Origin of the sequence: Plantactinospora sp. WMMC1484 (assembly GCF_049315195.1) — a bacterium.
In the GTDB taxonomy this organism is placed as follows: Bacteria; Actinomycetota; Actinomycetes; order Mycobacteriales; family Micromonosporaceae; genus Plantactinospora.
This window is the reverse complement of sequence record NZ_CP186055.1, coordinates 1,902,748-1,928,667: the sequence shown is the minus strand read 5'-3', so window position 1 is coordinate 1,928,667 and position 25,920 is coordinate 1,902,748. Positions and strand designations below refer to the sequence as shown.

Annotated in this window: 19 protein-coding genes, 1 pseudogene and 1 riboswitch; of the genes and pseudogenes, 9 read left to right on the top strand and 11 right to left on the bottom strand. The window is 72.6% G+C overall.

What is annotated here, in order from left to right:
- Window positions 1-93 precede the first annotated feature (93 nt).
- Complete coding sequence (locus tag ACN28C_RS08465) at window positions 94-1,950, bottom strand: glycosyltransferase (RefSeq protein ID WP_422772973.1); 1,857 nt, start codon at window positions 1,948-1,950, stop codon at window positions 94-96.
- Between the two features lie 386 nt (window positions 1,951-2,336).
- On the opposite strand from ACN28C_RS08465, the gene ACN28C_RS08460 reads away from it, so the two are divergent.
- The 3 genes from ACN28C_RS08460 (at window position 2,337) to ACN28C_RS08450 (ending at window position 5,901) form a co-directional block, all read left to right on the top strand.
- Window positions 2,337-3,992 (top strand): glycosyltransferase, encoded by a 1,656-nt coding sequence (locus tag ACN28C_RS08460; protein WP_422772972.1) that lies wholly within the window; start codon window positions 2,337-2,339, stop codon window positions 3,990-3,992.
- A 164-nt stretch (window positions 3,993-4,156) separates the two neighbouring features.
- Window positions 4,157-5,404, top strand: a complete 1,248-nt coding sequence (locus tag ACN28C_RS08455; protein WP_422772971.1) for an FAD-dependent oxidoreductase — start codon at window positions 4,157-4,159, stop codon at window positions 5,402-5,404.
- Window positions 5,405-5,412: 8 nt separating this feature from the next.
- Window positions 5,413-5,901: a MarR family transcriptional regulator gene (locus ACN28C_RS08450; protein ID WP_422772970.1), complete on the top strand. Its 489-nt coding sequence runs from the start codon at window positions 5,413-5,415 to the stop codon at window positions 5,899-5,901.
- Between the two features lie 232 nt (window positions 5,902-6,133).
- On the opposite strand, the gene ACN28C_RS08445 is transcribed toward ACN28C_RS08450, so the two are convergent.
- From ACN28C_RS08445 to ACN28C_RS08425, 5 genes and pseudogenes are all read right to left on the bottom strand, one after another.
- A complete protein-coding gene (locus ACN28C_RS08445; protein WP_422772969.1) occupies window positions 6,134-8,461 on the bottom strand; it encodes a bifunctional glycosyltransferase/CDP-glycerol:glycerophosphate glycerophosphotransferase in 2,328 nt (775 codons plus the stop codon).
- A gap of 161 nt (window positions 8,462-8,622) precedes the next feature.
- Window positions 8,623-10,815: pseudogene (locus tag ACN28C_RS08440) on the bottom strand (DUF5941 domain-containing protein); the annotation flags it as partial.
- A complete protein-coding gene (locus ACN28C_RS08435) occupies window positions 10,815-11,480 on the bottom strand; it encodes an ABC transporter ATP-binding protein (RefSeq protein ID WP_422774587.1) in 666 nt (221 codons plus the stop codon). The gene ACN28C_RS08435 and the pseudogene ACN28C_RS08440, both read right to left, overlap by 1 nt.
- An 80-nt stretch (window positions 11,481-11,560) precedes the next feature.
- Window positions 11,561-12,388 carry an ABC transporter permease gene (locus ACN28C_RS08430; RefSeq protein WP_422772968.1) on the bottom strand — a complete coding sequence of 276 codons (828 nt, stop codon included), beginning with the start codon at window positions 12,386-12,388 and terminating at the stop codon, window positions 11,561-11,563.
- Window positions 12,389-12,602: 214 nt separating this feature from the next.
- Entirely contained in the window at window positions 12,603-13,973 is a 1,371-nt protein-coding gene (locus ACN28C_RS08425) for an L-serine ammonia-lyase (RefSeq protein ID WP_422772967.1), read from the bottom strand.
- Between the two features lie 300 nt (window positions 13,974-14,273).
- Between ACN28C_RS08425 and ACN28C_RS08420 the strand changes: the two genes are divergently transcribed.
- Complete coding sequence (locus ACN28C_RS08420) at window positions 14,274-14,480, top strand: PspC domain-containing protein (protein WP_422772966.1); 207 nt, start codon at window positions 14,274-14,276, stop codon at window positions 14,478-14,480.
- A gap of 97 nt (window positions 14,481-14,577) precedes the next feature.
- Here the strand turns inward: ACN28C_RS08420 and ACN28C_RS08415 are convergent, their stop codons facing one another.
- Complete coding sequence (locus tag ACN28C_RS08415; protein WP_422772965.1) at window positions 14,578-15,414, bottom strand: DUF4230 domain-containing protein; 837 nt, start codon at window positions 15,412-15,414, stop codon at window positions 14,578-14,580.
- Between the two features lie 95 nt (window positions 15,415-15,509).
- A riboswitch (ZMP/ZTP riboswitch) is annotated at window positions 15,510-15,597 on the top strand.
- A 27-nt stretch (window positions 15,598-15,624) separates the two neighbouring features.
- Between ACN28C_RS08415 and ACN28C_RS08410 the strand changes: the two genes are divergently transcribed.
- The 4 genes from ACN28C_RS08410 (at window position 15,625) to ACN28C_RS08395 (ending at window position 19,985) form a co-directional block, all read left to right on the top strand.
- The gene (locus tag ACN28C_RS08410; RefSeq protein ID WP_422772964.1) at window positions 15,625-16,557 is read left to right on the top strand and encodes a bifunctional 5,10-methylenetetrahydrofolate dehydrogenase/5,10-methenyltetrahydrofolate cyclohydrolase; all 933 of its coding nucleotides are present in this window, start codon (window positions 15,625-15,627) and stop codon (window positions 16,555-16,557) included.
- A gap of 97 nt (window positions 16,558-16,654) precedes the next feature.
- Window positions 16,655-17,164: an RNA polymerase sigma factor gene (locus ACN28C_RS08405; RefSeq protein WP_421495518.1), complete on the top strand. Its 510-nt coding sequence runs from the start codon at window positions 16,655-16,657 to the stop codon at window positions 17,162-17,164.
- Window positions 17,157-18,614, top strand: a complete 1,458-nt coding sequence (locus tag ACN28C_RS08400) for an ABC transporter substrate-binding protein (RefSeq protein ID WP_422772963.1) — start codon at window positions 17,157-17,159, stop codon at window positions 18,612-18,614. Before ACN28C_RS08405 ends, ACN28C_RS08400 begins: the two co-directional genes overlap by 8 nt.
- A gap of 204 nt (window positions 18,615-18,818) precedes the next feature.
- Window positions 18,819-19,985 (top strand): endo-1,4-beta-xylanase, encoded by a 1,167-nt coding sequence (locus ACN28C_RS08395; protein ID WP_422772962.1) that lies wholly within the window; start codon window positions 18,819-18,821, stop codon window positions 19,983-19,985.
- A gap of 144 nt (window positions 19,986-20,129) precedes the next feature.
- Here ACN28C_RS08395 and ACN28C_RS08390 read toward each other — a convergent pair whose 3' ends face one another.
- From ACN28C_RS08390 to ACN28C_RS08380, 3 genes are read right to left on the bottom strand one after another with little or no spacing between them, the layout of a single operon-like run.
- A complete protein-coding gene (locus tag ACN28C_RS08390; RefSeq protein ID WP_422772961.1) occupies window positions 20,130-20,936 on the bottom strand; it encodes a DUF427 domain-containing protein in 807 nt (268 codons plus the stop codon).
- A gap of 2 nt (window positions 20,937-20,938) precedes the next feature.
- Window positions 20,939-21,718, bottom strand: a complete 780-nt coding sequence (locus tag ACN28C_RS08385) for a glucose 1-dehydrogenase (RefSeq protein ID WP_422772960.1) — start codon at window positions 21,716-21,718, stop codon at window positions 20,939-20,941.
- A complete protein-coding gene (locus ACN28C_RS08380) occupies window positions 21,718-23,520 on the bottom strand; it encodes a glycoside hydrolase family 15 protein (protein WP_422772959.1) in 1,803 nt (600 codons plus the stop codon). Before ACN28C_RS08380 ends, ACN28C_RS08385 begins: the two co-directional genes overlap by 1 nt.
- 159 nt (window positions 23,521-23,679) lie before the next feature.
- On the opposite strand from ACN28C_RS08380, the gene ACN28C_RS08375 reads away from it, so the two are divergent.
- Complete coding sequence (locus tag ACN28C_RS08375; protein WP_422772958.1) at window positions 23,680-24,705, top strand: ABC transporter substrate-binding protein; 1,026 nt, start codon at window positions 23,680-23,682, stop codon at window positions 24,703-24,705.
- 6 nt (window positions 24,706-24,711) lie between these two features.
- On the opposite strand, the gene ACN28C_RS08370 is transcribed toward ACN28C_RS08375, so the two are convergent.
- Complete coding sequence (locus ACN28C_RS08370; protein ID WP_422772957.1) at window positions 24,712-25,902, bottom strand: acyl-CoA dehydrogenase family protein; 1,191 nt, start codon at window positions 25,900-25,902, stop codon at window positions 24,712-24,714.
- Window positions 25,903-25,920: the final 18 nt, after the last annotated feature.

The following is a 25,920-nucleotide window of genomic DNA, read 5'->3' as shown; positions in this document are numbered from 1 at the left end:
GCAGCGTAATGGCCGGCCCCGGAATGACTGTGACGAGGATCATCACGGAAGCCCATCGGGTAAACGTGCCATGTTCATGTTGTGACATGGCGGTTACCTGACTCGATGCGGCCTCGGGATCCGCCGGGCCGTGCCGGTCGCCGCCGGGCCGGAGGTGCCGAACTCGGCGTGCCGGGGCAGCCCGGTCCACTGCGCGCCACCGTCCCGGAGGAAGTACTCCAGCCCGGGATCCCAGGTGTGCCCCGCCGGCCGGCGCTGGTAGACGTACCCGAGCGGATGGGTGCGGTAGACCAGACCACCGGCCCGGCGGACCCGGTCGATCAGGCCCCGGTCGACCGAGCGCGGCACCGGGCGCCAGCCACCGACCTCGGCCAGGTCACCCCGGCCGATCAGGATCGTGCCGCCCGCGACGATCGGGGCGAAGCTCTCCGGCGCTCCGGCATCCCGCCGTACGGTGATCTCCAGCGTGCCGAGATGGACGAACTCGGCCGCCTTGCCCACCATTGTCGCGCCCGAGTGGTGCCGGGCCAGGACGAGGTCCCAGACATGCTCCGGCCCGTACGTGTCGTCGTCGTCGAACTTCGTCACCAGGGTGCCCCGGGCCCGGGCGGTGGCCGCGGCCAACGCCTCGCCGAAGCTCCGCCCGGCCGGCACCTCGACCACCTCCACCGGCCGGCCGTACCCGGCGAGCCGGCGGCGCAGCCCGGTGGGCAGGCCCACACCGTGCAGGCAGAGCACGATCTCCAGCTCCGGATAGGTCTGTGCCGCGACGGCACGGACCGCGTCGAGGACGTGCTCCAACCGCCGGGTCACCAGCAGCACCGAGACCGACGGCAGCGCGCCGAGGCCGGGGAAGGTGGCCGCCGCCAGCCGGGGCAGCGCGAAGCCCCGGGCGTGCCGGCGCAGCACCGCACGGCGCTGCCGCACGGCCCGGACCTCCCACTCCAGATCCGGATCGGGTCGCGCGGCGGCCAGACCGGGCAGGGGGGCGCGCAGGAGCTCGACGACCTCGTCGGAAAGGTGCGCCGCGCAGGCCGGCGGCAGGCCGGGGGCCCGCACCAGTACGCCGGCGAGCGCGAGGTGCAGCAGCAGGGCAGCCTCGGCCCGGGGCCGCCGTCCGGGCACCGACGGGCAGTCGAGCACGCCGATCCCGGCCAGCGCCGCCCAGGTCCGTTCGGTCAGCCGCGGCCGGTCGAGCCGACCGGAACGGTCGAGTGGCTCCGGCCCCCGGATCCGCCAGCTTCCGCCGTCCGGGCCGGAGGAGAAGGTCAACTCCGCTCGTGGCGTGTCGGGGCCGAACGGGCCGTACCGGCCGATCGGTACGGCGTACTCGGCGTCGAGCAGGACGCCGCCCTCTTCGCGACCGGCGCACCGGACGGCGTGACCTGGCCGGTCCACGTGCTCGTCGGGCCCCGTCCGGCAGAGGTCACCGCGTTCGACATCCGGCACGCCGAACCGGTCGACGGCCAACCGGGTCCGGTACGCCGTACCGGCCGCGTCGCCGGCGACCGACGGGGTCCGCCCGTCCGGCCGGAACACGATGTCGTAGGGGCGGACGGCAATGCCGCCGGGCAGTTCCCCGGCGGCGACCGCGAGGGTGGGTCCCGCACCCAGCCAGCCGGGGAGGACGTCCTGGGCTGTCACCTCCGGGCTTCCCGGAGTCGGCAGTGGACGCACCGGGGTGAGCAGCGGCAGCACGGCCACCAGCACCGAGCGGAGCGGCACCGACCAGCGCAGCTCGATCTCGACCACCGCCCTGCCCCGGTCCTGCCGGGGCAGCGCGACACGCTGGGCGAGCAGATGGGGCACCGGTCCGAGCCGGCCGGACCAGCCACGCTGCGGGATCTGCCAGTCGGTCACGGCAACGGTGATCCGGCGTACCCGGCTCAGCGAGACCGGGTGGTCGAGCAGGTGCCGTAGCCAGCTCACCGAGCGTGCGACGACGGCCATCCGGCCGACAAAGGTCCGGGGCCAGGCGGGGCCGGCCGGCGACCCTTCCACCATGTCTGCGTCTGCCGGCGGCTCGGACCCCGGTATCCGGGTCAGCCGGGATCCCCGCGTGACCAGCGGCCACCGCAACCGGCCGTCGGGCTCGCCGGCGACGATCCGCCAACGGAGGTACTTCTCGGGTAGTCCATCCCCACCTGGCACGCCGATCCCTTCGCCGGCCGGCGCCGGAGTCCGGCCCGACCAGACGGAGCCCGACGGAAACCGAGCCTACGTGACGCTGTCATGGAGGCACTTACAGTAGTCCCTACCGTGGTAATTCCGCTCGAGACCCGCCACGCGGCGCGCAGTTGTCAGCTCTCGGCAACGGAGTGATTACACTGTGGTGCGTGTCGAGCCGCGCCCGGGCCACCGGGGCCCAATCCCCGGTCCGGTTGTTCCGCAACGACTGGAGCCGGCTCACCCCACCCGAGCTGGACGGCTGGCAACCGACGCGGTCCGTCTCGCTGGTCATCCCGGCCCACGGCTGCCAACGCTCCCTCGACCTCACCCTGGCCGCGCTGCGCCACCAGACGTACCCGTCGGGGTTGCTGGAGGTGGTGGTGGTCGACGACGGCAGCGACCCGCCGTTGGTCCTGCCCGCGATCCGCCCCGAGAACTGCCGGCTGCTCCGGGTCGCCGACCACCGCGCCGGCTGGGGCCGCTCCACGGCACTGCACGTCGGTGCGGAGCGGAGCGAGGGCGAGATCCTGCACTGGCTCGACGCCGACATGCTGGTCTTCCCCGAGCACGTGGCGGCGCAGGCCCGCTGGCAGCACGTCAGCGACGAAGCGGTCACCCTCGGCTACAAGCGCTTCGTGGACGCCGAGTGGCCCACCCCGGAGCAGGTCGCCGAGAGCTGCGCGGCCGGCAGCGCCGACCGGCTCTTCCGGCTCGACGGGACCGAGCCGCACGAGTACGTCGAACGGCTCATCGACGACACCGACCAGCTCCGCGCCGGTGACCACCTCAACTTCCGGGCCCACGTCGGCGCCACCGCCGCGTTGCCCCGGAGCCTCTACCGGGAGGCCGGCGGACTCAACCCGGAGCTGCGGCTCGGCGAGGACACCGAGTTCGGCTACCGGCTGGCCCAGGCGGGTGCCGTCTTCGTGCCGGAGCCCCGAGCCCGGAGCTGGCACCTCGGCCCGTCGCACATGATGACCCGGGGGGAGGCGCTGCGCCGCTACAACCGGCCGTTCCTGGCCGAGCTGATGCCACTGCCCCGCTACCTACGGGCCGCCGCGCAGCGGAACTGGGCGGTGCCGCTGGTCGTCGCGGTGGTCCCGGCCGACGGGCCGTACGAGATGGTCCGCACCTGCGTGGACCGGCTGCTCGCTGGCGACCAGACCGACCTGCGGGTGGTGCTGGTGGCGCCGTGGGCGGAGCTGACCGACGAGCGGCGGTCGGTGCTGGCCGACCCGCTGCTGGACCGACGACTGCTCGCGGCGACGTACCGCTCCGAGCCCCGGGTGGAGTTGGCCGGGCAGGCGCCGCGGAGCGCCTTTCCCGCCCCCTACCTGCTGGAACTCGGCTCACACCTGGGGGTTGACGCCGACACCGTACGCCGGCTGGTGGCGGTCGCCGACCAGTGGCAGGTCGGCCTGGTCCGGGTGCTGCCGGTCGGGGCGACGGCACCCGACGGCGGGCTGTCGCTCTGGCGCACCTCGGCACGCAGCCGGGCGTTGCGGGTACGCCGGCCCGACGAGCCCCTCGACGAGGTGGTGGCCGAGGTCGCCGGCCGGCGCTGGGTCAGCGGCGACGACTTCGGGGTGGTCGACCTGCGGACCCTGCCGGAGAAGAGCTGGGTGCCGCCCCGGCCCCGGCTGGTGGTCCGGCCGGACAGGCGGGCCCGCCGGGCCGCGCTGGCCGGGGTGGAGACGATTCCCGTCGGCGGCATCCGGTCCCTGGCGCACGCCACCCGCTTCGTCGCCGGCCGGTACGCCGGGCTCGCCGCCGACCGGGTGCGGCAGCGGGTACGCCGCTCGGCCACCACGCCGACCGACTGAGTTCCGTGTGCCCGAGCACGACCCCGGTCATCCCCCGGAGTGGGTAACGGTCCTGACCGTCGTTGCCAACCAGTTGGCCGCGGCCGTCGCGGAGTGCCGGCAGGTGCTACTTCCCGGCACGCCGGCAGCCTTGCGCTCATCATCTTAGTCATTAAGATAACTGCATGGGCATATCGACTAACTTCTCGGTGGCAATCGCCGGCGCCGGCCTCTCCGGCCTCTGCCTCGCCCAGTACCTGATGCGCGCCGGCATCGACGTGCACGTCTACGAGCGGGACCCGGGCCCCTTCGTTCGGCAGCAGGGCTATCGGATCATTCTCGACCGGCACGGGCTGCGGGCGCTGCGCGAGAGCCTGCCCCGCCCGCTGTACCGCCTGGCGCTGGCCACCGGCGACGAGCCCGGCGGGCACCTGCGCTTCACCGACAGCCGACTGCGGGACGCCTTCACCATCACCTTCAAGGACGAGCCGCACGCGACCCGGCAGGTCGACCGGCTGACCCTGCGGTCGATCCTGATGTCCGGCCTGGACGGACGCATCCACTACGGCAAGGCCGCCGTCGCGGTGGACAGCGGCGGCCCGACCGGGCTGCGGCTGCGGTTCACCGACGGCGGGGCAGTCGCGGCGACCGTCGTCGTGGGCGCGGACGGCGTCGGCTCGGCACTGCGCGAACAGCTCATGCCGGGCGCAGCCCCGGCGAACACCCCGATGGCGGGGATCTACGGCCGGTCGCCCCTGCGGCGCAACGGCGGAAGCGTCATCCCGGACCCGCTGCGTACCAGCGGGGTCCTGGCCATCGCCGACCAGCCGGGCCGCGCCTTCTTCTTCACCTCCATGCGGTTCGGCGAAAGCCCACGGAAGGCGTTCGCGCGCCTGGCCCCGGGCAGCTATGCACCCACGGGCGACGACTACGTCATGTGGGGTCTGCTGCTCCGGCAGGAGAAGGTGCCCATCGGCGTCCGCGGAAACCTGCTGGCGCTGCGGGAGCTGGCCGCCGAGATGAGCACGGACTTCCACCCGCTCATCCGGCGGCTGGTCGACACGGCCGAGCTGGACGCCACGGTGCTCAACCTCTTCGCCACCGGCCGTCGCCCGCGACAGTGGGCGATGCCCCGGGCGACGATGATGGGCGACGCCGTGCACGTCATGCCGCCGTTCGGCGCTCACGGTGGCAACACCGCGCTCCGCGACGCCGCCCTGCTCGCCCGCAGGCTCGTCAGGGCCCTGGCGGACGGCACGCCGGTGGAGAAGGCGATCGCCGGTTACCAGGACGAGATGGTGCCCTACGCCTTCCGCGCCGTCGACACCGCCGCCGGGCTGATGCGCCGCCTCACCGGGGGCGCGGCGGCACCACACTGGGTGCTGACCCGCGTGCTACCGCGGCTGCACCGGGTCACCGTACCGGAGGCATGATTGCCGGCATGTCCCACGAGCCGGCCCGGGCGTCCGCGATCGCCGACCTCATGCGCGCCGGGCGGGAGACGTCGCGGCTGTCCATGGTGTTCCGGTACGCCATCGCGGACCGGCTGGGCCTCACCGTGAGCGACCTGGAGTGTCTGGACTTCCTGGCCGATGTCGGACCCGCCACCGCGGGGCAGGTCGCCGAGCGGACCAACCTCACCACCGGGGCCGTGACCAGCATGCTCCGCCGGCTCCAGCAGGCCGGCTACATCACCGCCGAACGCGATCCGGCGGACCGGCGGCGGGTGATCGTCACCCTGCGGCCGGAGCGGATCGCCGAGTTGGAGCGACCGTACGAGCGGTTCGCCGAGCGGGCGGAACGGCTCATCGAGGGCTACAGCGTCGAGGAGATCATGCTGCTGGTCCGGCATCACGACCGCATGCAGGCGATGTATCTCGCCGAACTGGACCGCCTCCGCAGCGGCGCCACCGCGCAGCGATCTGCGTGAGGCGCCGTCGCATCGGCCGAACGTGCATGCGCACCGCCCGGACGTGGCGCTGGCGCCGCCCGGCCGCGCCGATCCGCCGACCCACGTGGCGGCGTTCAGCGCGGCCCATCCCGCAGGGAGGCAGCCGGACTCGGTCCGGTGAGAACGCCAGTCGTACACATGTGCCATCCACAGGCTGTGGATGGCACATGTGTACGAAGACAGATCCTCGCGGAGCCCGCCAGGCGGGAAGCTACTCGGCGACGGTCGCCGCCTCGCCGGCCGGGACGGCGCCGGGCAGGATGCGCCGGACGACGCGCTCCGCCGCCCGGCCGTCGTCGAGGGCGCAGAAGCGCCGCCGGAACCGCTCCCGCGCCTCGCCGGCCGCCGGGCCGTCCACGGCACCGTCGCGGAACGCGGCAAGCAGCTCCGCGAAGTCCGCCACCGCCACCCCCGGCCCCTCGGCGAAGACATCCAGGTAGACGCCGCGCTCCCGGCGGTACTCGGCCCAGTCGGGCGCGTAGACGACGATCGGCCGGTCCAGTGTGCCGTAGTCGAACATCGCCGAGGAGTAGTCGGTGAGCAGCACGTCGGCGGCGAGGTAGAGATCCTCCACCGAGGGATGGCCGGTCACCTCCGCCACCCGATCCGGCCAGCCGGTCTGCTCCACCGGGCCTTCCGGGGCGGCCGGGTCCAGGTAGTGGCCCCGGATGAGCAGCCGGCCCGCCGGGCCGAGCGCCTGCAGCAGGGCCCGGGGGTCGAACGGCGGCGCATACCCCGGCCGGTGCTCACGGTGCGTCGGCGCGTACAGCACCACCTGCTCGTCCGGGCCGATGCCGAGCCGGCGCCGGACGGCCTCGACCTCGGCGGGCCCGGCGGTCACCAGCCGGTCGTTGCGGGGATAGCCGACCTCCAGGGTCTGGTACTCCGCCGGATAGGCCCGCTCCCACATCTGGGTGGAGAAGCTGTTGGCGGTGACGCTGTAGTCCCAGCGGTCGATCCGGCGCAGCAGTCCGGCAAAACTCAGCCCGGCCGCGCCGCGCGGATAGCGCTGTTGGTCAAGTCCCATCACCTTGACCGGAGTGCCGTGATGGGTCTGCACGTGCACCGCGCCGGGCCGCTTGACCACGTAGTCCGGAAAGTTCACGTTGTTGACCAGCCAGCTCGCCCTGGCCAGCGCCCGGAAGTAGGCCCGGCCGCCGGCCACCACGTACGGCACCCCGGGTGGCAGGCTCGACACCCGGTCGCGGCGGACCACCCAGACGCCGCGCACCTGTGGTGCCAGCTCGCGGGCCTTCTCGTAGATCGCGGCCGGGTTGCAGGCGTAGCCCCGGTACCAGTAGGCCGCATAGAGGGCGAGCGCCGGATCCAGCGGGCGGCGCAGCTCGGCGTGGTAGTAAGCACGCAGCAGCCCCTCCCGCGCCAGCTGGGCGGCCCGGTCCAGCGGGGCGGGCAGCCGGTCCAGCAACGGCGGGCCGGGCGGCCGGTTCGGCGCGGGGCGGAGGAAGCCGCGCCGGTCTCCGGACGGCCGCTGGCCGAGCCCCGGCACCCGGCGGGACAGCGCCGGCAGCGACCGCCGGGCGAGCCGCCGTACCCGGCCGCCGATGTGGTATGCGGCGCGCAGTGCCGCGTACGCCCGCCAGTGGTCGCCGGCCACCAGCCGGTGCTTCAACCCGTCGACCCCACCCGGTCGCCGGTAGCCGCCCGGCGGCAGCCAACGCCGGTAGTCCGCCACCACCCGGGCGAAGAAGGCGCGGCGCAGCTCCGGCGAGAGCCGCCGCCCGTTGCCGAGCACGATCAGGTAGTGCCAGATCATCCGCTCGAAGATCAGTGGCCGGAGTGCGTCGTACTCCGGTCCCCGGCCGGCCATCAGCGCGAAGACCCGGTGCCAGTGCGGGAAGATCTCGAAGTGCCGGCCGTCCCGGGTCCCGGTGATGGCGCCGGAGCGCCGCTGCCGGTAGTTGACGCAGACCACCTCCAGCACGCTGATCCGGGCGGCGGCAAGCAGCACCGGATAGCTGAACGAGACGTCCTCGTACCAGCCGGGGGCGAAGCGCAGCCCGGAGTCGATGAGAAACCGGCGGCACACCACCTTGTTCCAGGCGGTGTGCAGGACCTCGAGCACCGCCGGCCGGTCCCGGACCCCGAACGCCTCGTCGCCGGAGTCCGGCACCGTCGCGCCCAGACCGCCACCGAGCACCCCGCCGGTGCAGTATGCCCGCTGGTGGTCGACGACCAGCACCTCCGGCGCGACCCGGCACAGCCGCTCCGCCACCGCCGGCAGGCAGCCGCCGGCCAGCCAGTCGTCGCTGTCCAGGAACCAGACGTACTCGCCGGTCGCCGCGTCGAGGCCGATGTTGCGTGCCTCGCCGAGCCCGACGTTGCGGTCCAGGGTCACCACCCGGACCCGGTCGTCCCGGGCGGCGTACTCGGCGATGATCTCACCGCAGCTGTCCGGGGAACAGTCGTCGACCGCGACCACCTCGACGTTCCGTACCGGCTGCGCCAGGATCGAGTCGAGGCACTCCCGCAGGTAGCCCTGCACCCGGTAGACCGGCACGACAAAACTGATCAGCGGCATCGGCGCCGTACTCCCGCGAGCAGCGTCATCGGTTCCTTTCCGCCACGCCGCCCCCGGTCATCCCGCTGGCGACGTCATCCGTCCCGTTCCCGCTGTGCCGCACCGGCCCGGTCCGGCTGACCCGGAATCGCGGCGGGCCCCGGTGTCCCGGCGTGGCCGTCCCCCGGCGCCACCCCGGCGGTTGCGACGGTGCCGGGGGCGGCGTGCGGTCCGGCCGGCCCACCGCCGGCGTCGGCCGGCCGGCGTGGTGCGGGAGTCCTGGGTACCCAGCCACGGACCGCGCTCACCAGGAAAATCGCCGCCAGGTAGCCGGCGAGCGCGAGCAGCGCCACCCGGCCGGTGAACGGGCCGGCCAGCACGGCGGCGGCGAGCACGACCAGCCGGCCGTCCCAGCCCAGGCCGAGCGCGTGCAGCAGCGGCGCCCGTTCCCGCTTCTCCAGCCGGGCGGTGAGATCGTAGTGCCGCAGCGCCAGCACGAAGAGCAGTGCGAAGATCACCGCGCCGTCCGCGCCGACCAGCAGCCCGGCCCCGATCACCAGCAGGTATTCGGTGGTCCGGAGGGCGGCCGGCACCAGCCAGTCCAGCGGGCCACCGTGCGGGGTCGCGGAGGGCAGCCCGGCGACGAGCGCCACCAGCACGGCGAGCGGCACCAGCCAGCGCGCCGGGCCGGTGCCGAGGCCGGCCAGGCCGGCGCCGAGCAGCGCCAGGCCGGCCACCACCCCGACCAGCGCCAGCGGCAGCGGGCCGGGCAGCCCGGCGGCCCGGCCGAGGACGGGCAGCCGGCGGGCCACCGGCCCGTCGTCCCGGTGCAGGGCCGCGTCCACGCCGGTCAGCACCGCCACCCGCATCGACCGGGCCCGCAGGGTACGCAGCGCCAGCGTGTACACCGCCGCCAGCCCGGCCCAGGTCAGGACGGCGGCCAGGCTGACCAGCGGACTGAAGATCGCCACGGTCAGCGCGATCAGTGCCCACCGCTCGCCGATCGGGAAGACAACTGTCCGTTTCGCCCAGTACGTCAGCGAACCCGTGTCGGCCTGCACCCGGTTCGACGCCTGGCTGAGCCGGTCGCCGAGGCCACCGGCACCGGGCCCTGCCCCGCCGGGTCCTGCCGCTCGGGGCGGCCGGGGGCGTCTGGCCGCCTCGTCGTGCAGTGCGCCGTACCAGGTGTCGGTCATGTGCCGGACGGTCTGCAGGGTCATCGCGGCGATCGCCAGCGCCCAGCCGGGGCCGCCGGCCCGCTCGACCCCGATGCCGAGCCCGGCGTAGACCAGGTATTCCTTGGCCCGGTCGGCAATGGTGTCCAGCCAGCCGCCCCACGGACTGAAGTGCCGGGTGTACCGGGCCAGCTGGCCGTCCACGCAGTCGAGCACGAAGCCGAGGTAAAGCAGGACGGCACCGCCGACCAGGGCCGGCCGGCCGCCGAGCGCGAAGAGCACCGCCGCCGCCGCCGCGAAGGCGACCGAGATCGCGGTGACCCAGGTCGGGGTCAGCCGGAGCCGGGCGCAGAGCTTGGTCACCCAGGGCGACCAGGTGCTGACGAAGTACGTGGTGAAGAAGTCGTCCTTCTCCTTCACCGAGAGCCGCAGCTCGGCCCGGTCGGAGTCGACCGCCGCCACCGCCGCCTCGGCCTCGGCCAGCGCGCCCTGGTCGGCGACCCGGCGGGCGACGAGCAGGCGTACCCGGTGGGCGAAGATCGTGACGTCCCCGCCCGGGGCCGTGCCGCCGTTCCCGGAGGCCGTCCCGGTCGGTGCGGCGGCGCGTCCGGCGGCTGTCAGCCCGGCGAGCAGGCGGTCCAGCAGCGGGACCGGGTTCGGCTCGGCGAAACCCCCTGCGCCGCTGCCGCTGCCCGTGGCGGTGGTGCGGGTGCTGCCGTCGTCGGTGGCGACGGCCCGGGCCACGGTGGCCAGGGTGGGCAGGTCGGCAACGGCGACCCGTACCGCTCCGCCGAAGGCCCCGGTCGGGGCTGCCGTCAGCGTCCCGACGGCGCCGGTCGGCGTTCCGACGGCGCCGGATCCGCCGAAGGTGCCGGTGGCGACGACCTGGTTGCGCTCCTCCACGACACCGAGCGGGCCGGCGGTGGGCTCGGGCAGCACCAGGGCGACGGTCCCCGGCATCGGGCTGGTGGCCAGGTGCCGGAGCACGGCGGCGTGCGCGACCAGGTCGCCCGAGCAGAGCAGCACCGGCTCCCGGGCGGTGCTGGCCAGCAGGGCGACCTGGGCCGGATCGTCGGTGAGGACGACGTCCCGGACGCCGGCCGCCCGCAACTGCTCCCGGAGGTCCGCGGCGAGCGGCCTGTCGTCGGGCCGGGTCAGCGGGGCGCCCGGTCGGGTCGGGGTGAGCAGGATCGCCAGCATCAGGGCCTGACCACGTCGTGGTATGCGTCAAGAGCCTCGCGTATGGTGCCGTCCACCCGCAATCGTCCTCCGTCGAAGTAGAGTCCCCGGCTACAGAACCGGGTGAGATCGTTTTCGTTGTGCGAGACCAGCATCACGGTACGACCCTCGGCGATCAGCCGGTCGATCGTGTCGTAGCACTTCGCCCGGAAGTCGGCGTCACCGACCGCCGTCACCTCGTCCATCAGCAGCACCGGGTGCTGGAGCTGGGCGATCACCGCGAAGCCGAGCCGCACCTTCATCCCGGACGAGTAGTGCCGGACCGGGGTGTCGATGGCGTTGGCGATCTGCTCTCCGGCGAAATCGATGATCTCGTCGAAGTGCCGCCGCAGGAAGCTCGGGCGCAGCCCGTGCAGCGAGCCGACCAGATGGACGTTCTCCCGGCCGGTCAGCTCGTTGGAGAAACCGGCGGAGAGTTCCAGCAGCGGCGCCACCGGGCCGCCGACCCGGATCCGGCCCTCGTCCGGGATCAGCACCCCGGCGATCAGCCGGAGCAGGGTGCTCTTGCCGGTGCCGTTGCGACCGATGATCCCGACGGTGTCGCCCGGGTCGACCGAGAACGAGACGTTGCGCAGCGGCCAGAAGATCCCGGCGGCCGGCTGCCGGCTGCCCCGGTGGATGAACATCTCCCGCAGCCGCAGGTTGCGCCGGCGGTTACGGACGAACCGGATGCCCAGGTTCTCCGCCTCGATCATCGCCCGGCCCACTACAGCTCCTTGAGCACGGTCGGTTCGAGCCGGCGGAACACCCACCAGCCGGCGAGCAGGACCAGCAGGCTGCCGCCGGCCGCCACGGCGAGCAGCCGGGCCCCGGGGAACTCGTCCGGGTACCAGACCGCGTGGTGGAGCTGGAAGATCCCGACCAGCGGATTGAGTTCGTACGCGATCTTGATCCATTCAGGCAGCGAGGAGTCCCGGACCAAACTCAGCGGATAGATGATCGGGGTGGCGTAGAAGAGCACCCGGGTGACGAGCCGCATCAGCCGCTCGATGTCCCGCATCAGCACGTTGAGCGAGGAGAGCAGCAGCGCGATCCCGATCAGCAGGGTCCACTGGATCAGCAGGGCCAGCGGCAGCGCCAGCAGCGAGACCCCGAACCCGATCCTGTCGAGCGAGGCGTAGACGATCGCGACGCCGGCCAGGATCGGCAGCCCGGCGGCGTACTCGGCGAATCGGCTGGCCACCCGGCCGATCGGGAAGACCTCGCGGGGCAGGTTCATCGTGGTGATCAGCCGGGCCTGCCCGGTGAGCGCCGCCGTGGCCTCGCCGATCGCCGCGCTGGTCCACATCCAGGCGAAGATCCCGGTGATCAGGAAGAGCGGGTACGACTCCGCGGCGTCCCCGAGATGCCGGTCGGTGGCCGACCGGTAGAGCACCCCGAAGACGAAGAAGTAGATGACGCCCATGCCGAGCGGCTCGATCAGCGACCACAGGTAGCCCAGCACCGACTGCTGGTATTTCACCGCCAGGTCCCGCCGGACGAGCAGCCGGAGCGTGTTGCGGTGCGACCACACCGCCACCACGCCAGACGTCACAGCCGCCTCCTGCGCTCGCACCGGTCCGACCGCTCGGCACCGACCGTCGGCGCTCCGACCGTCGGCCCGACACAGGGTAACAGTCGGAAAAATCGCCTCAAATAAGGATCGACCGGACCGAGTTCTCTCGCCCGGGAAACGTGCCAACGCTACCCGACGGACGCCCGCCGGACACTCGACAGACGCCCGACGGACACCTTCCGCAGGACGGCGGTCAGCACTCGATGACGTTGACGGCGAGCCCGCCCCGGGCGGTCTCCTTGTACTTGACCTTCATGTCGGCGCCGGTCTCCCGCATCGTCTTGATCACCTTGTCCAGCGAGACCGCGTGCTCCCCGTCGCCGCGCAGTGCCAGCCGGGCCGCCGTGATCGCCTTGATGCTGGCCACCGCGTTCCGCTCGATGCAGGGAATCTGCACCAGACCACCGACCGGATCACAGGTCAGCCCCAGGTTGTGCTCCATGCCGATCTCGGCCGCGTTCTCCACCTGGGCCGGCGTACCGCCGAGCGCCTCGGCCAGCCCGGCCGCCGCCATCGAGCAGGCCGACCCGACCTCGCCCTGGCAGCCCACCTCGGCGCCGGAGATGGAGGCGTTCTCCTTGAAGAGCACGCCGATCGCGGCGGCGGCGAGCAGGAACCGGAGTACGCCCTCCTCGGAGGCCCCCGGCACGAACCGGGTGTAGTAGTGCAGCACCGCCGGGATGATCCCGGCCGCGCCGTTGGTCGGGGCGGTCACCACCCGGCCGCCGGCCGCGTTCTCCTCGTTGACCGCGAGCGCGAAGAGCGTGACCCAGTCCATCACCCGCAACGGGTCCGCCGAACCCGGGTCCGCCTCCAGGCTCCGGCGCAGCTCGGCGGCGCGGCGCCGGACCCGCAGCCCACCCGGCAGCGTCCCGTCCCGCAGGCTGCCCCGGTCGACGCACTCCCGCATCACCCGCCAGATCTCCAGCAGGCCGGCCCGGATCTCCGGCCCGCCGCGCCAGGAGCGCTCGTTGGCGAGCATGATCCCGCTGATCGACAACCCGGTATCGGCGGTCAGCGCCAGCAACTCGGCGCCGGTGCTGAAGGGATGACGGACCCGGGTGCTGTCCGGCTTGATCCGGTCCGCGCCGGTCGCGGTCTCGTCCACCACGAACCCGCCGCCGACCGAGTAGTAGGTCCGGGTCCGCAGCGGTTCACCCGCCGGGTCGTACGCGGTGAAGGTCATCCCGTTCGGGTGGAACGGCAGCGAACGGCGGCGGTGCAGCATCAGATCCCGGTCGATGTCGAAGTCGACCTCGTGCGCCCCCAACAGGCTCAGCCGGCGGCCGGCACGGATTCCCGCCACGGTCTCGGCGACCCGGTCCGGGTCGACCGTCTCCGGCGCCTCGCCGAGCAGCCCCAGGAGCACGGCGGGGCCGCTGCCGTGCCCGTGTCCGGTGGCACCGAGCGAGCCGAAGAGTTCGGCGCGTACCCGTGCGGTGCCGGCGAGCAGCCCGTCGGCCTTGAGCCCGGCGGCGAAGGTCCGGGCGGCCCGCATCGGCCCGACGGTGTGCGAGCTGGACGGCCCGATCCCCACCGTGAAAAGGTCGAAAGCGCTGATCATCGACATTCCTCCCATGCCGGCGCCGTTGCCGGCCCGCTACCCCGGTGACCTGCCAATTCTCCCCCGGCATCATCGCCGAACCGCTCCCGGGGCGCATCCCGCTCCCGGGCACATCCTGTGCCCTACCCGCTTCGGCGGTGTTGGTCACGCACCCGCCCGGGTACATACCTACGGGTACGAGGTGCCGGAATCCGCCTCCGGGCCGAGGGCGCCGCCCGACGGCGTTCCTACCGTGGAGACAGGCGCGCGTGGAACCGGCGAGGCGACGGAGTTCCACCGCCGAGTGAGGAGAAGACGACGATGAGTCGCAAGCTGGTACGCCCCCGGGACAACCGAATGATCGCCGGTGTCTGCTCCGGCCTGGCCCGCCGCTTCGGCATGTCCGCCGGAATGATGCGGCTGCTCTTCGTGCTGTCCGTGCTGCTGCCGGGCCCGCAGGTGGTGATCTATCTGGCGCTCTGGATCATCATGCCGAACGAGGACCGCTACTACGCCAGCGCCCACTGACCTCCGCTGGCCGGGCTCCTTCACTCCCCTGAAGGAACGGTGCCGTCCGGACACGTACCCGGTCCGGACGGCACCTCGCCGGCCGCAGCCGGCTGGGTCACGGCTGGACGTAGGTGATGGTGACCTGCTCGTAGCCGAGCGAGCGGAGCATCTGGTCCAGCATCTTGCGGGTGTTCTCCTGGGCGCGTTCGCCGAGACCGCTGCTCCGGGCCGACTCGGCGATCTTCTGCTCGGCCCGGATGTAGGTCTCGCGCTGCCGGTTCGGGTCGCCGCCGAAGACCTCGCCGAGGCGGTTGAGCACACCGCGCTCCTCGGCGAAGACGTAGCTGCGCTCCAGATCGAGGTTGACCTCACCGAGCTGCGGGGCCGGCAGCTTGACCTCCACCGACCTGCGGTCCTCGGAGACGACCACCGCGTCCTCGCCGAGCTGCCCGAAGTCGACGTACGCGTCGACGGTGCCGGCCCCGACGAAGAGGGTGCGCTCGCCGAGCAGGAAGTCCGGAACGTACTTCCGGTTCTGCTCCAGGTCCACGACGACCTCGAAGTTGCCCTCGGCCGCGACGTAGCGGCTGAGATCCTGGATCGACTTGAGCAGCGGTGGCTGGCTGCGGTCGGTCTCCTCCTTGGCGAACGGGTTGCGCCAGTCCGGCAGGAGCCCGCTGACCTGCACGCCGAGCACCAGCACGGCGATCACGCCGATGACGCCGACCAGGGCGAAGACCGCCCGACCCCACCCGCGACCGCCGCCGACCGGCTCCCGGTCGGGCTGGGTCGGTCGGCCCTCGTCGGTGTCGAACGGCCGGGTGCCGTCGTCCCCGCCGCCGGCCCAGGGGTCGGCCGGGTCGGGTGGCGCGGCCTGCCCCTTGGCGTAGCCGGGGTATTCACGCGTGGGCTGGTCGACCGTGGGCTGGTTGACATCGCCTTCTCGGGACATCCGCCCTCACCGTCCTCTTTCCAGTTGCACCTGAGAAAACGGTACGGCCCCGGTACGACACCCGCGACTCGAGCCACCCCGGAGGTACGCTCGGCCCGGCGGGACGCGACTGGCGTCGGGTGGAGCACCACCGGGAAGCGGCCCGCCGGCTCGACTCCGTCGCCGTACGCCTGGGTGCCGGGGCTTCTCCCCACGCCGGAAGGAAGCCCCGTGACCGCGTCCGAGCCCCACCACACGCCCGAGCCGCACCGTGTCTCCGAGCACCGCGGCGCCCGGCTGCTGCCGGGTGGTCCCGTCGCCGAGGCGGTCCTCGTCGAGGTCGCCGCCCGGGTGGCCGCGCTGCGCCGGGCTGGTGTCGTGCCGAGCCTGGCGACGATCCTGGTCGGTGACGACTCCGCCAGCGCCGGCTACATCCGGATGAAGCAGCGGCAGGCCACCGAACTCGGTTTCGCCTCCCCGCACACCCACCTGCCCGACACCGCCACCCAGGCCGAACTGGTCCGGACGATCGAGGCGTACAACGAGGACCGAACGGTGCACGCCATCCTGGTGCAGCATCCGCTCCCGACCCACCTCGACTATCCCGGCGCCGTCCTCGCCGTCGACCCGGCCAAGGATGTCGACGGGCTGCACCCGGAGAGCCTGGGCCGGCTCGCCGCCGGGCTGCCCGGCCCGGTGCCGTGCACGCCGGCCGGGATCGAGGCGCTGCTCGCCTTCCACGAGATCCCGGTCGCCGGCCGGGACGTGGTGATCCTCGGTCGCGGCACGACGCTGGGGCGCCCGCTGTCGCTGCTGCTGAGCCGGAAGAGCCGCACCGCCGACGCGGCCGTGACGGTGGTGCACGGCGGCGTACCCGGATGGGAACGGCACACCCGACGGGCCGACATCGTGGTCGCCGCGGCGGGCGTACCCGGGATCGTGCGGCCGGAGCACCTGCGACCCGGCGCGGTCGCGATCGGCGGCGGGGTCCGGTACGCGGGGCGCCGGCTCCTGCCCGACCTCGACGAGGCGTGCGCCTCGGTTGCGGGCGCGGTCACGCCCCGGGTCGGCGGGGTCGGCCCGACGACCGTGGCGATGCTCTTCCGCAACGCCGTCGAGCTGGCCGAGCGGCAGGCGGCCGCCGTCGTGCCGGTCGAGCGGTAGACAATCGGCCAAGGTGATTGTGCAGCCCTCAGCCACTAGGTTCGGAAGGGCACGGCGCATCGACGGTGACCGGCGTGGTGCCCGGAGGAGGAGCTGGATGGCCCGCACAGCGTTCAGCGACGCCGAGGAGTTCGCTCGGGCGCGCCTGGACGCACTACGACGGTTCGCATACCTGATCAGTGGCAGTGCGGCCGAGGCGGACGACCTGGCCCAGATCGCCGTGGTCGAGGTCTGGCAGCGCTGGCGCAAGGCCGGTGAGAACCCCGAGGCGTACGCCCGGCAGGTGATCGTGACCCGTAACGTGAGCCGGTGGCGCCGGTGGCGCCGGGAGGTGCCGACCGACGACGTCGACCGCCGGCCCGACGACCCGGCGGCGACGGCGGTGGGCAACAGTGCGCTGTGGCACGCGTTGCGGCAGCTCGGCAAGGCCGAGCGGACCGTCGTGGTGCTGCACGTGCTGTACCGCTACACGTTCAGCGAGATCGCCGCGATCTGCGGCGAGCCGCCGGGCACGGTCTCCAGCCGGTACGCGAGAGCCAAGCGGGTCCTACGGGCGCACCTGGCTCCCGCCCAGCAGAAACAGACGATGCGGAGCGGACGTGGTTGACGAGTTCGGCCCGGTGGACGATCGGCGGCTCGCCGAGGAGCTGGGCACCACCCTGACGGAGGCGCAGGACGCACTGCCCGCGGCGGCTCCGGGCGCCGTCGCGACGATCCGGCGGCGCTACCGGCGGCAGCGGCGGTTGCGGGCCGGGCTGGCCGGCGTGACGGTCGCGGCCCTGGTGGTGCTGGCGAGCCTGACCGGTGCGGAGCTGACCCGGGGCCGGGGGGTGCCGCCGGTGCCGCCGGCCGGCGAGCGGGGCGCGGCGGTGCTGCGGGTCTGGGCCGTCAAGCCGCCGGACGCCGATTCCGCGCTCCAGCAACTCGTCGACCGCTACCACCGCAGCGCCGAGGTCGACGTCGAACTCACCACCTTCGGCAACGAGGAGTACAAGGAGCAGCTCCGTACGGCGGTCGGCTCGCCGGACGGCCCGGACGTCTTCGCGAGCTGGGGTGGGGCGACCCTGACCCGGCTGGCCCGGGACGGTCTGCTCGCCGACCTCACCCCGCTGCGCGACGAGCCCGGGGTGGGCGACCGGTTCCTGCCCACGGTGCTGGCCGGCGGCGCGGTGGAGGGCCGGCAGTACGGGATGCCGATGAACGGCACCCACCCGGTGGTGCTCTTCTACCACCGGGACGTCTTCGCCCGGGCCGGGGTGGAGCCGCCGCGCAGCTATGCCGACCTGCTCTCTCTGGTGGAGACGTTCAAGGCCAAGAAGATCACGCCGATCGCGCTCGGTGGTGCCCAGGGCTGGACCGAGCTGATGTGGGTGATGTATCTGGCCGAGCGGATCGGGGGCCCGGCCACCACCGCCGGCATCGTCGCCGGCCGGCCGGACGCCTGGTCGCACCCGGCGGTGCTGCGGGCGCTGCGGGACGCGCAGGAGCTGGTCGAGCGGGGCGCCTTCGGCACCGACTTCGCCTCGGTCGGCTACGACGACGGCAACGCCTCCGGAAGACTGGCCAGCGGTCAGGCCGCGATGCAACTGATGGGGACCTGGGAGTACCCGACCCAGCTCGCCCGGAACTCCGAGTTCGTGGCCGGTGGCAAGCTCGGTTTCGTGCCGTTCCCGGCGGTCGAGGACGGGGTCGGGGACCCGGCCGACCTGGTGGGGATACCCACCAACTTCTTCTCGGTGGCGGCCGGAAGCCGGCACCGGGAGGCGGCGCTCGATTTCGTCCGGGCCGCCACCGCCGACGCCCACCTCGACGCCGTGGTGGCGGACGGGGAGGTGCCGCCGGTGACCGATGCGGCGCCACGGTTGCGCGGCACGGAGCACGCCGCATTCACCACCGCGGTGCACGAGCTGGTCGTGCGGGCGCCGTCGCAGAATCTGGCCTGGGACCAGGCGGTCGAGCCGGAGGTCGCCGCCGCGCTCATCACGAATCTGCGGCGGCTCTTCCGGGGACAGCTCAGCCCCGAGCAGTTCGCGGCCGCGATGACCGAGGCGAGCTGAACGTCAGCCTTAGCACAAAGTCCGACTCCTGAGAAGACAGAGGCACGCACGACAATTGTCGGATCTCTGACAGAGGATCCGGCAGCAATCCAGGGTCCGGCTCGCGTTCCGGTAGGGATCCACGCGCATCCGTCCCCCCGCGCGCGGCCCCGACGGCTCCGGCCGACGGTTGATCTCGAACCCCACCCTGGAGGCCCTGTTTCGATGAAGAAGCTTTCGACAGCTCTGGTCGGCGTGCTCGCGGCCGGCACCCTCTACGCGGTCGGACCGTCGACCGCCACTGCGGCACCGACGCAGGTGCCGGTCGGGGCCGCGCAGCAGCAGACGAAGGGCGGCTTCGGCGGGCACTTCCCCGGTACGCCGAACACGGACCTGCCGCTGCGGGTCCTCGCCAGGCCGCACGGCCTCGGCGTCGGCACGGCGATCGACATGAACGCCCTGGCGAACGACTCCACCTACCGGGAGCGGGCCGCGAAGGAGTTCTCGGCGGTGACCGCCGAGAACGTGATGAAGTGGTCCGAGCTGGAGCCCACCCGGGGGCAGTACAACTGGGGCCCGGCCGACAAGCTGGTCGAGTTCGCCCGGCGCAACGGGCAGAAGGTGCACGGGCACACGCTGCTCTGGCACAGCCAGCTTCCCGCCTGGTTGAGCGACGGCGTCGCGGACGGCTCGATCGACTCGGCCGAGCTGCGCGACATCGTGCGCAACCACATCACCACGGTGGTGAAGCGCTACCGGGGCAAGGTCCGGGCCTGGGACGTCGTCAACGAGGCGTTCACCGACGGCGACTCCCCGGTGCTCCGGGACACCATCTTCCGCCAGCACCTCGGCCCGGACTACATCGCCTACGCGCTGCGCCTGGCGCACGCCGCCGACCCGAGGGCCAAGCTCTACCTCAACGACTACGCGATCGACAACGTCAACCCGAAGAGCACCGCCTACTACGAGCTGGCCAGGGAGCTGCGCAGGCAGCGGGTGCCGCTGCACGGCATGGGCTTCCAGGGCCACCTCGACCTCCAGTACCCGCTGCCGATCGACGCCCCGCAGAACCTGGCGCGCTTCGACAAGCTCGGCATGGAGACCGCCTTCACCGAGGTCGACGTGCGGTTCTTCCTCCCGGTCGACACCTACAAGGAGGCCGGGCAGGTGGGCAGCTTCAACACCCTGCTCACGGCCTGCCTGCTCACCCCGCGCTGCGTGATGTTCACCGTGTGGGGCTTCACCGACAAGTACTCCTGGGTCCCCGGCTTCTTCGACGGCCAGGGCTCGGCCACCCCGCTGGACGAGAACTTCCAGCCGAAGGCCGCCTACCGCGGTCTACAGCAGGTACTCGCCGTCGCCACCGGCCCGAACGGCAGGCGCGGCTTCTAGGAGGCGGCCGGGGGCGGGCTCGGCCCGTACCCGCTCCCGGCCGCTTCCGCACCACCGACCATCCCACCACCACCCGGTCTCCGGCCGGTCCGGACCCCACGCCGGGCCGGCCGGAGCCGTCTCCGAGGCCGGCCCCGGCGACCCTCAGCTCGACCAGCGGGTCTTCGGCCGGGGCAGCAGCTCGCCGTCGACGACGATGTCGACCCGCTCGTTGAAAAAGGCGACCATCCCGGCGATCGGCTGCAACAGGTGGGTCGGGAAGTCGTACGACCAGGCGATGTCCTCGTGCCTGGTGTCCCCGATCTGGACCGACCAGTAGTTGCTGGTCCGTCCCTTGTAGGGGCAGGGGGTGACCGTCTCGGTCGGGATCAGCCGGCCGAGCGCCACCTCGGCCCGGTTCAGGTAGTAGCGGGTCGGCAGGCCCGTCTCGAAGACCAACACCGGTGAGCCGCTCTCGGCCAGCACCTCGCCGTCCAGCTCGATCCGGACCCGCCGGGTGGATCGCAGTGCGTCGACCCGGGTGTACGGATCGCGCGGATGCACGAAGACCTCCTCGTCCTCCTCGAACCAGGTGTCCAGCACGTTCCAGTCGAAGCGGACCATGTCCGCCAGCCCTTCGACGGACTTCTCGGTGTGCACCCGCACGCAACCCGGGTGGTACCGGTCACCGACCCGGATCCCGTACTGCCGGGCGGTGCCCCCGCTGTACTGCTCCAGGTCGTGCTCGTCGACAAGCAGTTCCTGCCGGATGTCGGCGAGCGGGATGTAGTAGTGCGGATAGTGCGGCCACTCCCAGACATACCGGGCGGCGTTCGTGTCGAACACCCACTCCCCGTTCAGCAGGGCACGGATCCGCCGGGGACAGGGTTCGACGTGGTCGATCGGGACCATCGGACGCGGATAGAGGGAGACGGGATTCTCCTGCTGCCAACGCGCCTGGTCGATCGCCATGCCTACGCCCCCTGACCCTGGTTCTGCATCAGTCCACCGTCGACGAAGTACGTCGACCCGGTGACGTAGTCGCCGTCGGAGCTGGCCAGAAAGACCGCCACCCGGCCGACCTCGCCCGGCTCCGCGGCGCGCCGGAACGGGATGCTCTGCACCTGCTCCTCCAGATACTTCGGGTCGTCGATGGCCCGCTGGTTGAACGGGGTGAGCACCATGCCGGGCCCGATGTTGTTGACGTTGATACCCATCGGCGCGAGTTCCAGCGCCATGCTCTTGGCGAGGTTGAGCAGCGCGCCCTTGCTGGCGTCGTAGTCCGAGCCGCCGGCCCGGGCCACCTCCTGGTGGATCGAGGTGATATTGATGATCTTTCCCTTGCCACCCTGGTCGCGGCGGTGCCGGGCGAAGCGCCGGGAGCAGAAGAAGGCGCCGTAGACGTTGACCCGGATCGCCCGGTCCCAGGTCTCGGTGTCCAGGTCGATCACGGGAATGCCGGAGGCGTCCACCCCGGCGTCGTTGATCAGCACGTTCAGCTCGTCGAACTCCGCCAGGGCCGAGTCGAACATCGCGCCCACCTGATCCTCGTCGCTGATGTCACCCTGCACGACGTGTGCCCGCCGGCCGGCCCGTTCCACCTGCTCCCGGGTGTGCTCCGCACCGTCGTGGTCGCGCAAATAGTGGACCACGACGTCGGCACCCTCGCGGGCGAACTCGATCGCGGTCGCCTGGCCGATCCCGGAATCGGAGCCGGTGATCAGTGCCGTCCTCCCCGCCAGCCGTCCAGTCATCAGTTTCCTCCCCCTGTCGACGCCGCCCCGGTCGAGGCGGCGGTGAGTTCCCACGCCGCGCTGATCAGTCCGATGTGGGAGAACGCCTGCGGAAAGTTGCCGAGCTGCTCTCCGGTGTACGGGTCCACCTGCTCGGCGAGCAGCCCGAGGTCGTTGGCGACGGCCGCCACGTTGTCGAACATCGCCGCCGCCCGGTCCCGCTCTCCGGCGAGCGCGAGGCACTGCACCAGCCAGAAGGAGCAGAGGGTGAACGCGCCCGGGTCGCCCTCCCAGCGCCGTACCAGGCCGCCCCGGGTGAGCCGCTCCTCGATCAGCCGGATCGTGGCCCGCATCCGGTCGTCGGTGGCGGGCAGGAATCCGGCGATCGGCATGAGCAGCACGCTGGCATCGAGCCGGTCGGAGCCGAAGGCGCCGGTGTAGGCACCGACCTGCGGGTTCCAGCCCTCCCGCAGAATCGTCTCCCGGGTCTCGTCCCGGGCCGCCGACCAGCGGGCCAGCTCCTCGGCCCCGCCCAGGCGCTCGCCGAACCGCACCGCCCGGTCCAGCGCCGTCCAGCAGCCCACCTTGGACGACAGGTAGTGCCGCTGCGCGTCCCGGGCCTCCCACATCCCGGCGTCCGGCTCCCGCCAGCTCGTCACCGCCTGGTCGGCGAGGCTGCGCAACAGGTCACGGATCTCCGGGGTCAGCGGGTCGAGGTACTCCCGCAGCCGCCAGGCCGCGTCGATCACCTCGCCCGGTACGTCGAGTTGGCGCTGCCGCCAGGCCTCGTTACCGACCCAGACCGGGCGGCTGTCGGCATAGCCGCGCAACGTCTCGATCCGGCGCTCGGTCAGGTCCCGCTCGCCCTCGACGCCGAACATGATCGGCACCGGCTGCCCGTCGATCCGGCCGACCGCCGAGGCGACCCAGCCGAAGAGCCGGCTCGCCTCGGTCGGGCAGGCGGCGATCCAGAGCGCCCGGAGCGTCAGGCTGAAGTCGCGCAGCCAGGCGTACCGGTAGTCGTAGTTGCGGTCGCCGCCGAGTTTCTCCGGCAGCGAGGTGGTCGCGGCGGCCACCACCGCACCACTGGGCGCGTAGGTGAGCCCCTGCAGCACCAGGGCGCTGCGCCGGACCTGCTCCGGATAGCGGCCCTGGTAGTCGTGGTGCGCCGCCCAGGACCGCCAGCCCGCGACCGTGTCGGCGAGCGCGTCGCCGCCACCACCGGTCGGATCCGGCTCCGGCTCGTGGTACGTCGGCCGGTACGCCAGCACGAACGTCTCCCGCTGCCCGGGCCCGACGACGAACCGGGCGCTCGCCTCGGACCCGTCGCAGCTCAACGGCATCGGGGCGGTCATCGTCACCGTCGTCGGCCCGGACGTCGCCACCAGTTTCCCGTCCCGCCAGACCAGGTAGGCGCTGCGCCGGCCGTACTCGAAGCGGGGGCAGTAGGACATCTCCATCGGAACCGTGCCGGAGATCCCCTCCACCACCCGGGCCAGGATGCCGGGCGAGCGCAGTCCGATGTCGTGCCCCCGGGCACCCCCCGCCAGCAGCAGGCCGTCGGTGACGGAGACCGCACCGTGTTCGGTCCGGAACACCGTACGCAGCACCAGGGTGTCGGGTAGGTAGTCCCGGTGCACCTCGAAGTGTCCGGACGGCCGGATCCACCAGTGCCCGCCGGAGGCGTCCAGCAGCCGGCAGAAGACCGAGGGTGCGTCGAACCGCTCCGGGCACCACCAGTTGACCGAGCCGGCGAGGTCGACCAGGGCGGCGCTGCGCCCGTCGGCCAGTAGCCCGTGCCCCGCGAGTCCTCCGGTCACCACGCGACGGCCTACCCTCGGCCGCCGGCTCTAATCCGTGCGCCCCTGACCAGCGACTTGACAACCAGAAGTTAGGGCAGGCTAACCTAGCGCCGGTGCGGCGCCGGTCCCCGTGGTCCAGCCGTCGCGCCCTCGCCCGCACCGACCAAGGAGCGCCACGCCATGTCACAGTCCCGCCAGTTCACCCGCCGCGACCTGCTCGGCGCTGCCGGCGCGCTCGGCCTCACCGCACTGCTCGGCGCCTGCGGCCAGGACGGCGACGACTCCGGCGCCGGGACCGGTGACGGCGGCGGTGCGTGGAGCTTCACCGACGACCGGGGCGAGACCGCCTCCGCCGCCGGCCGGCCGCAGCGCGTCGTCGCCTTCGTCGGCGCCGCCGCCGCGCTGCACGACTTCGGCGTCACCGACCAGCTCGTCGGGGTCTTCGGTCCGACGAAGCGCGCCGACGGCAGCCCCGACGTGCAGGCCGGCGACCTGGACGTGTCGCGGCTGACCGTCATCGGCAACACCTGGGGCGAGTTCAACATCGAGACGTACGCCTCGGTCAAGCCGGAACTGCTGGTCACGCACGAATACGAGAAGGGCTCCCTCTGGTACGTGCCGGACGAGAGCAAGGACCAGATCGTCCCGTTGGCCCCGACCGTGGCCCTGGCCGCCTCCAAGGCCCCGCTGGACAAGGTGATCGGCCGGCACGCCGAACTCGCCGCCTCGCTCGGCGCCGACCTGGACGCGCCGAAGGTGACCGACGCGAAGGCACGGTTCGAGGCCGCCGCCGAGAGCATCCGGCAGGCCGTCGCGGCGAACAGGGGGATCCGGGTCCTCGCCTGCTCGGCCTCGCCCGACCTCTTCTACGCCTCCAACCCGGGCGTCAACTCCGACATCCTCTACTACAAGTCCCTGGGTGTGGAGGTCATCGTGCCGGACAAGCTCGACGACCTCGGCTATTTCGAGAGCCTGAGCTGGGAGAACGCCGACAAGTACCCGGCCGACGTGTTGCTGCTGGACAACCGCAGCTCCACACTGCAGCCCAAGGACCTGACCGGGAAGCCGACCTGGGCGCAACTGCCCGCGGTCAAGGCCAACCAGATCGTCGGCTGGAACAGCGAACCCCGCTTCTCGTACGCGGGCAGCGCCGCCGCCCTGGAGACCCTCGCCACCGCGCTCCGCTCCGCCCGCAAGCTGGGCTGACCCGAGTCAGCCGCCGAACGCGGAGAGTCCGGTGAGCCGCTGCCCGATCACCAACTGGTGGATCTCCGACGTCCCCTCGTAGGTCAGCACGCTCTCCAGGTTGTTGGCGTGCCGGAGCACCGGATACTCCCCGCTGATGCCGTTCGCGCCGAGGATCGTCCGGCACTGCCGGGCGATCGCCAGCGCCTCCCGGACGTTGTTCAGCTTGCCGACGCTCACCTGTTCCGGCCGCAGCCGGCCGGCGTCGGCGAGCCGGCCCAGGTGCAGCGCCAACAGGTAGCCCTTCTGCAACTCCACCGCCATGTCGGCGAACTTGGCCTGGGTGAGCTGGAAGCCGGCGATCGGCCGGCCGAACTGCTCCCGGCCGCCGGCGTAGTCGAGTGCGACGCGCAGGCAGTCCCGGGCGGCGCCGAGCGCACCCCAGACGATGCCGTACCGCGCCTCGGTCAGGCAGCCCAGCGGGGCCCGCAGGCCAGCCGCCGCCGGCAGCAGGGCGTCTGCCGGCAGCCGGACCTCGTCGAGCACGATCTCCCCGGTCGAGGAGGCGCGCAGCGACATCTTGTGCCGGATCTCCCGCACCGTCACCCCGGGCGTCGGCAGCGGTACGACGAAGCCCCGCACCCCCTCGTCCGTTCTCGCCCAGACCACCGCGACGTCGGCGACCGGCGCATTGGTGATCCACATCTTGCCGCCGCCGAGCAGCCAGTCGGAGCCGTCCCGCCGGGCCCGGGTCGCCATCGAGGCCGGATCGGAGCCGTGGTCGGGCTCGGTCAACCCGAAGCAGCCGATCACCTCGCCGGCCGCCATCGCGGGGAGCCACCGCTGCTTCTGCTCCTCGGAGCCGTAGCGCCAGATGGCGTACATGGCAAGCGAACCCTGCACCGAGACCAGGGAGCGCACGCCGGAGTCCGCCGCCTCCAACTCCAGGCAGGCCAGCCCGTACGCGACAGCCGAGGCGCCGGCGCAGCCGTACCCGGACAGGTGCATGCCGAGCAGGCCGACCCTGCCGAACTCGAGGGCCAGTTCCCGGACCGGGGCCCGGCCTGCCTCGTACCAGCCGGCGACGTGCGGGCGTACCCGGTCGGTCACGAGCTGGGCCACGACGGACCGGATCTGGCGGTCCTCCCCGGTGAGCGAGCCGTCCAGGTCGAGCAGGTCCAGCGGGGACGTCGTCCGGACGTCGGTTGCCTCGGTCATGACCGCCACCCTAACGAC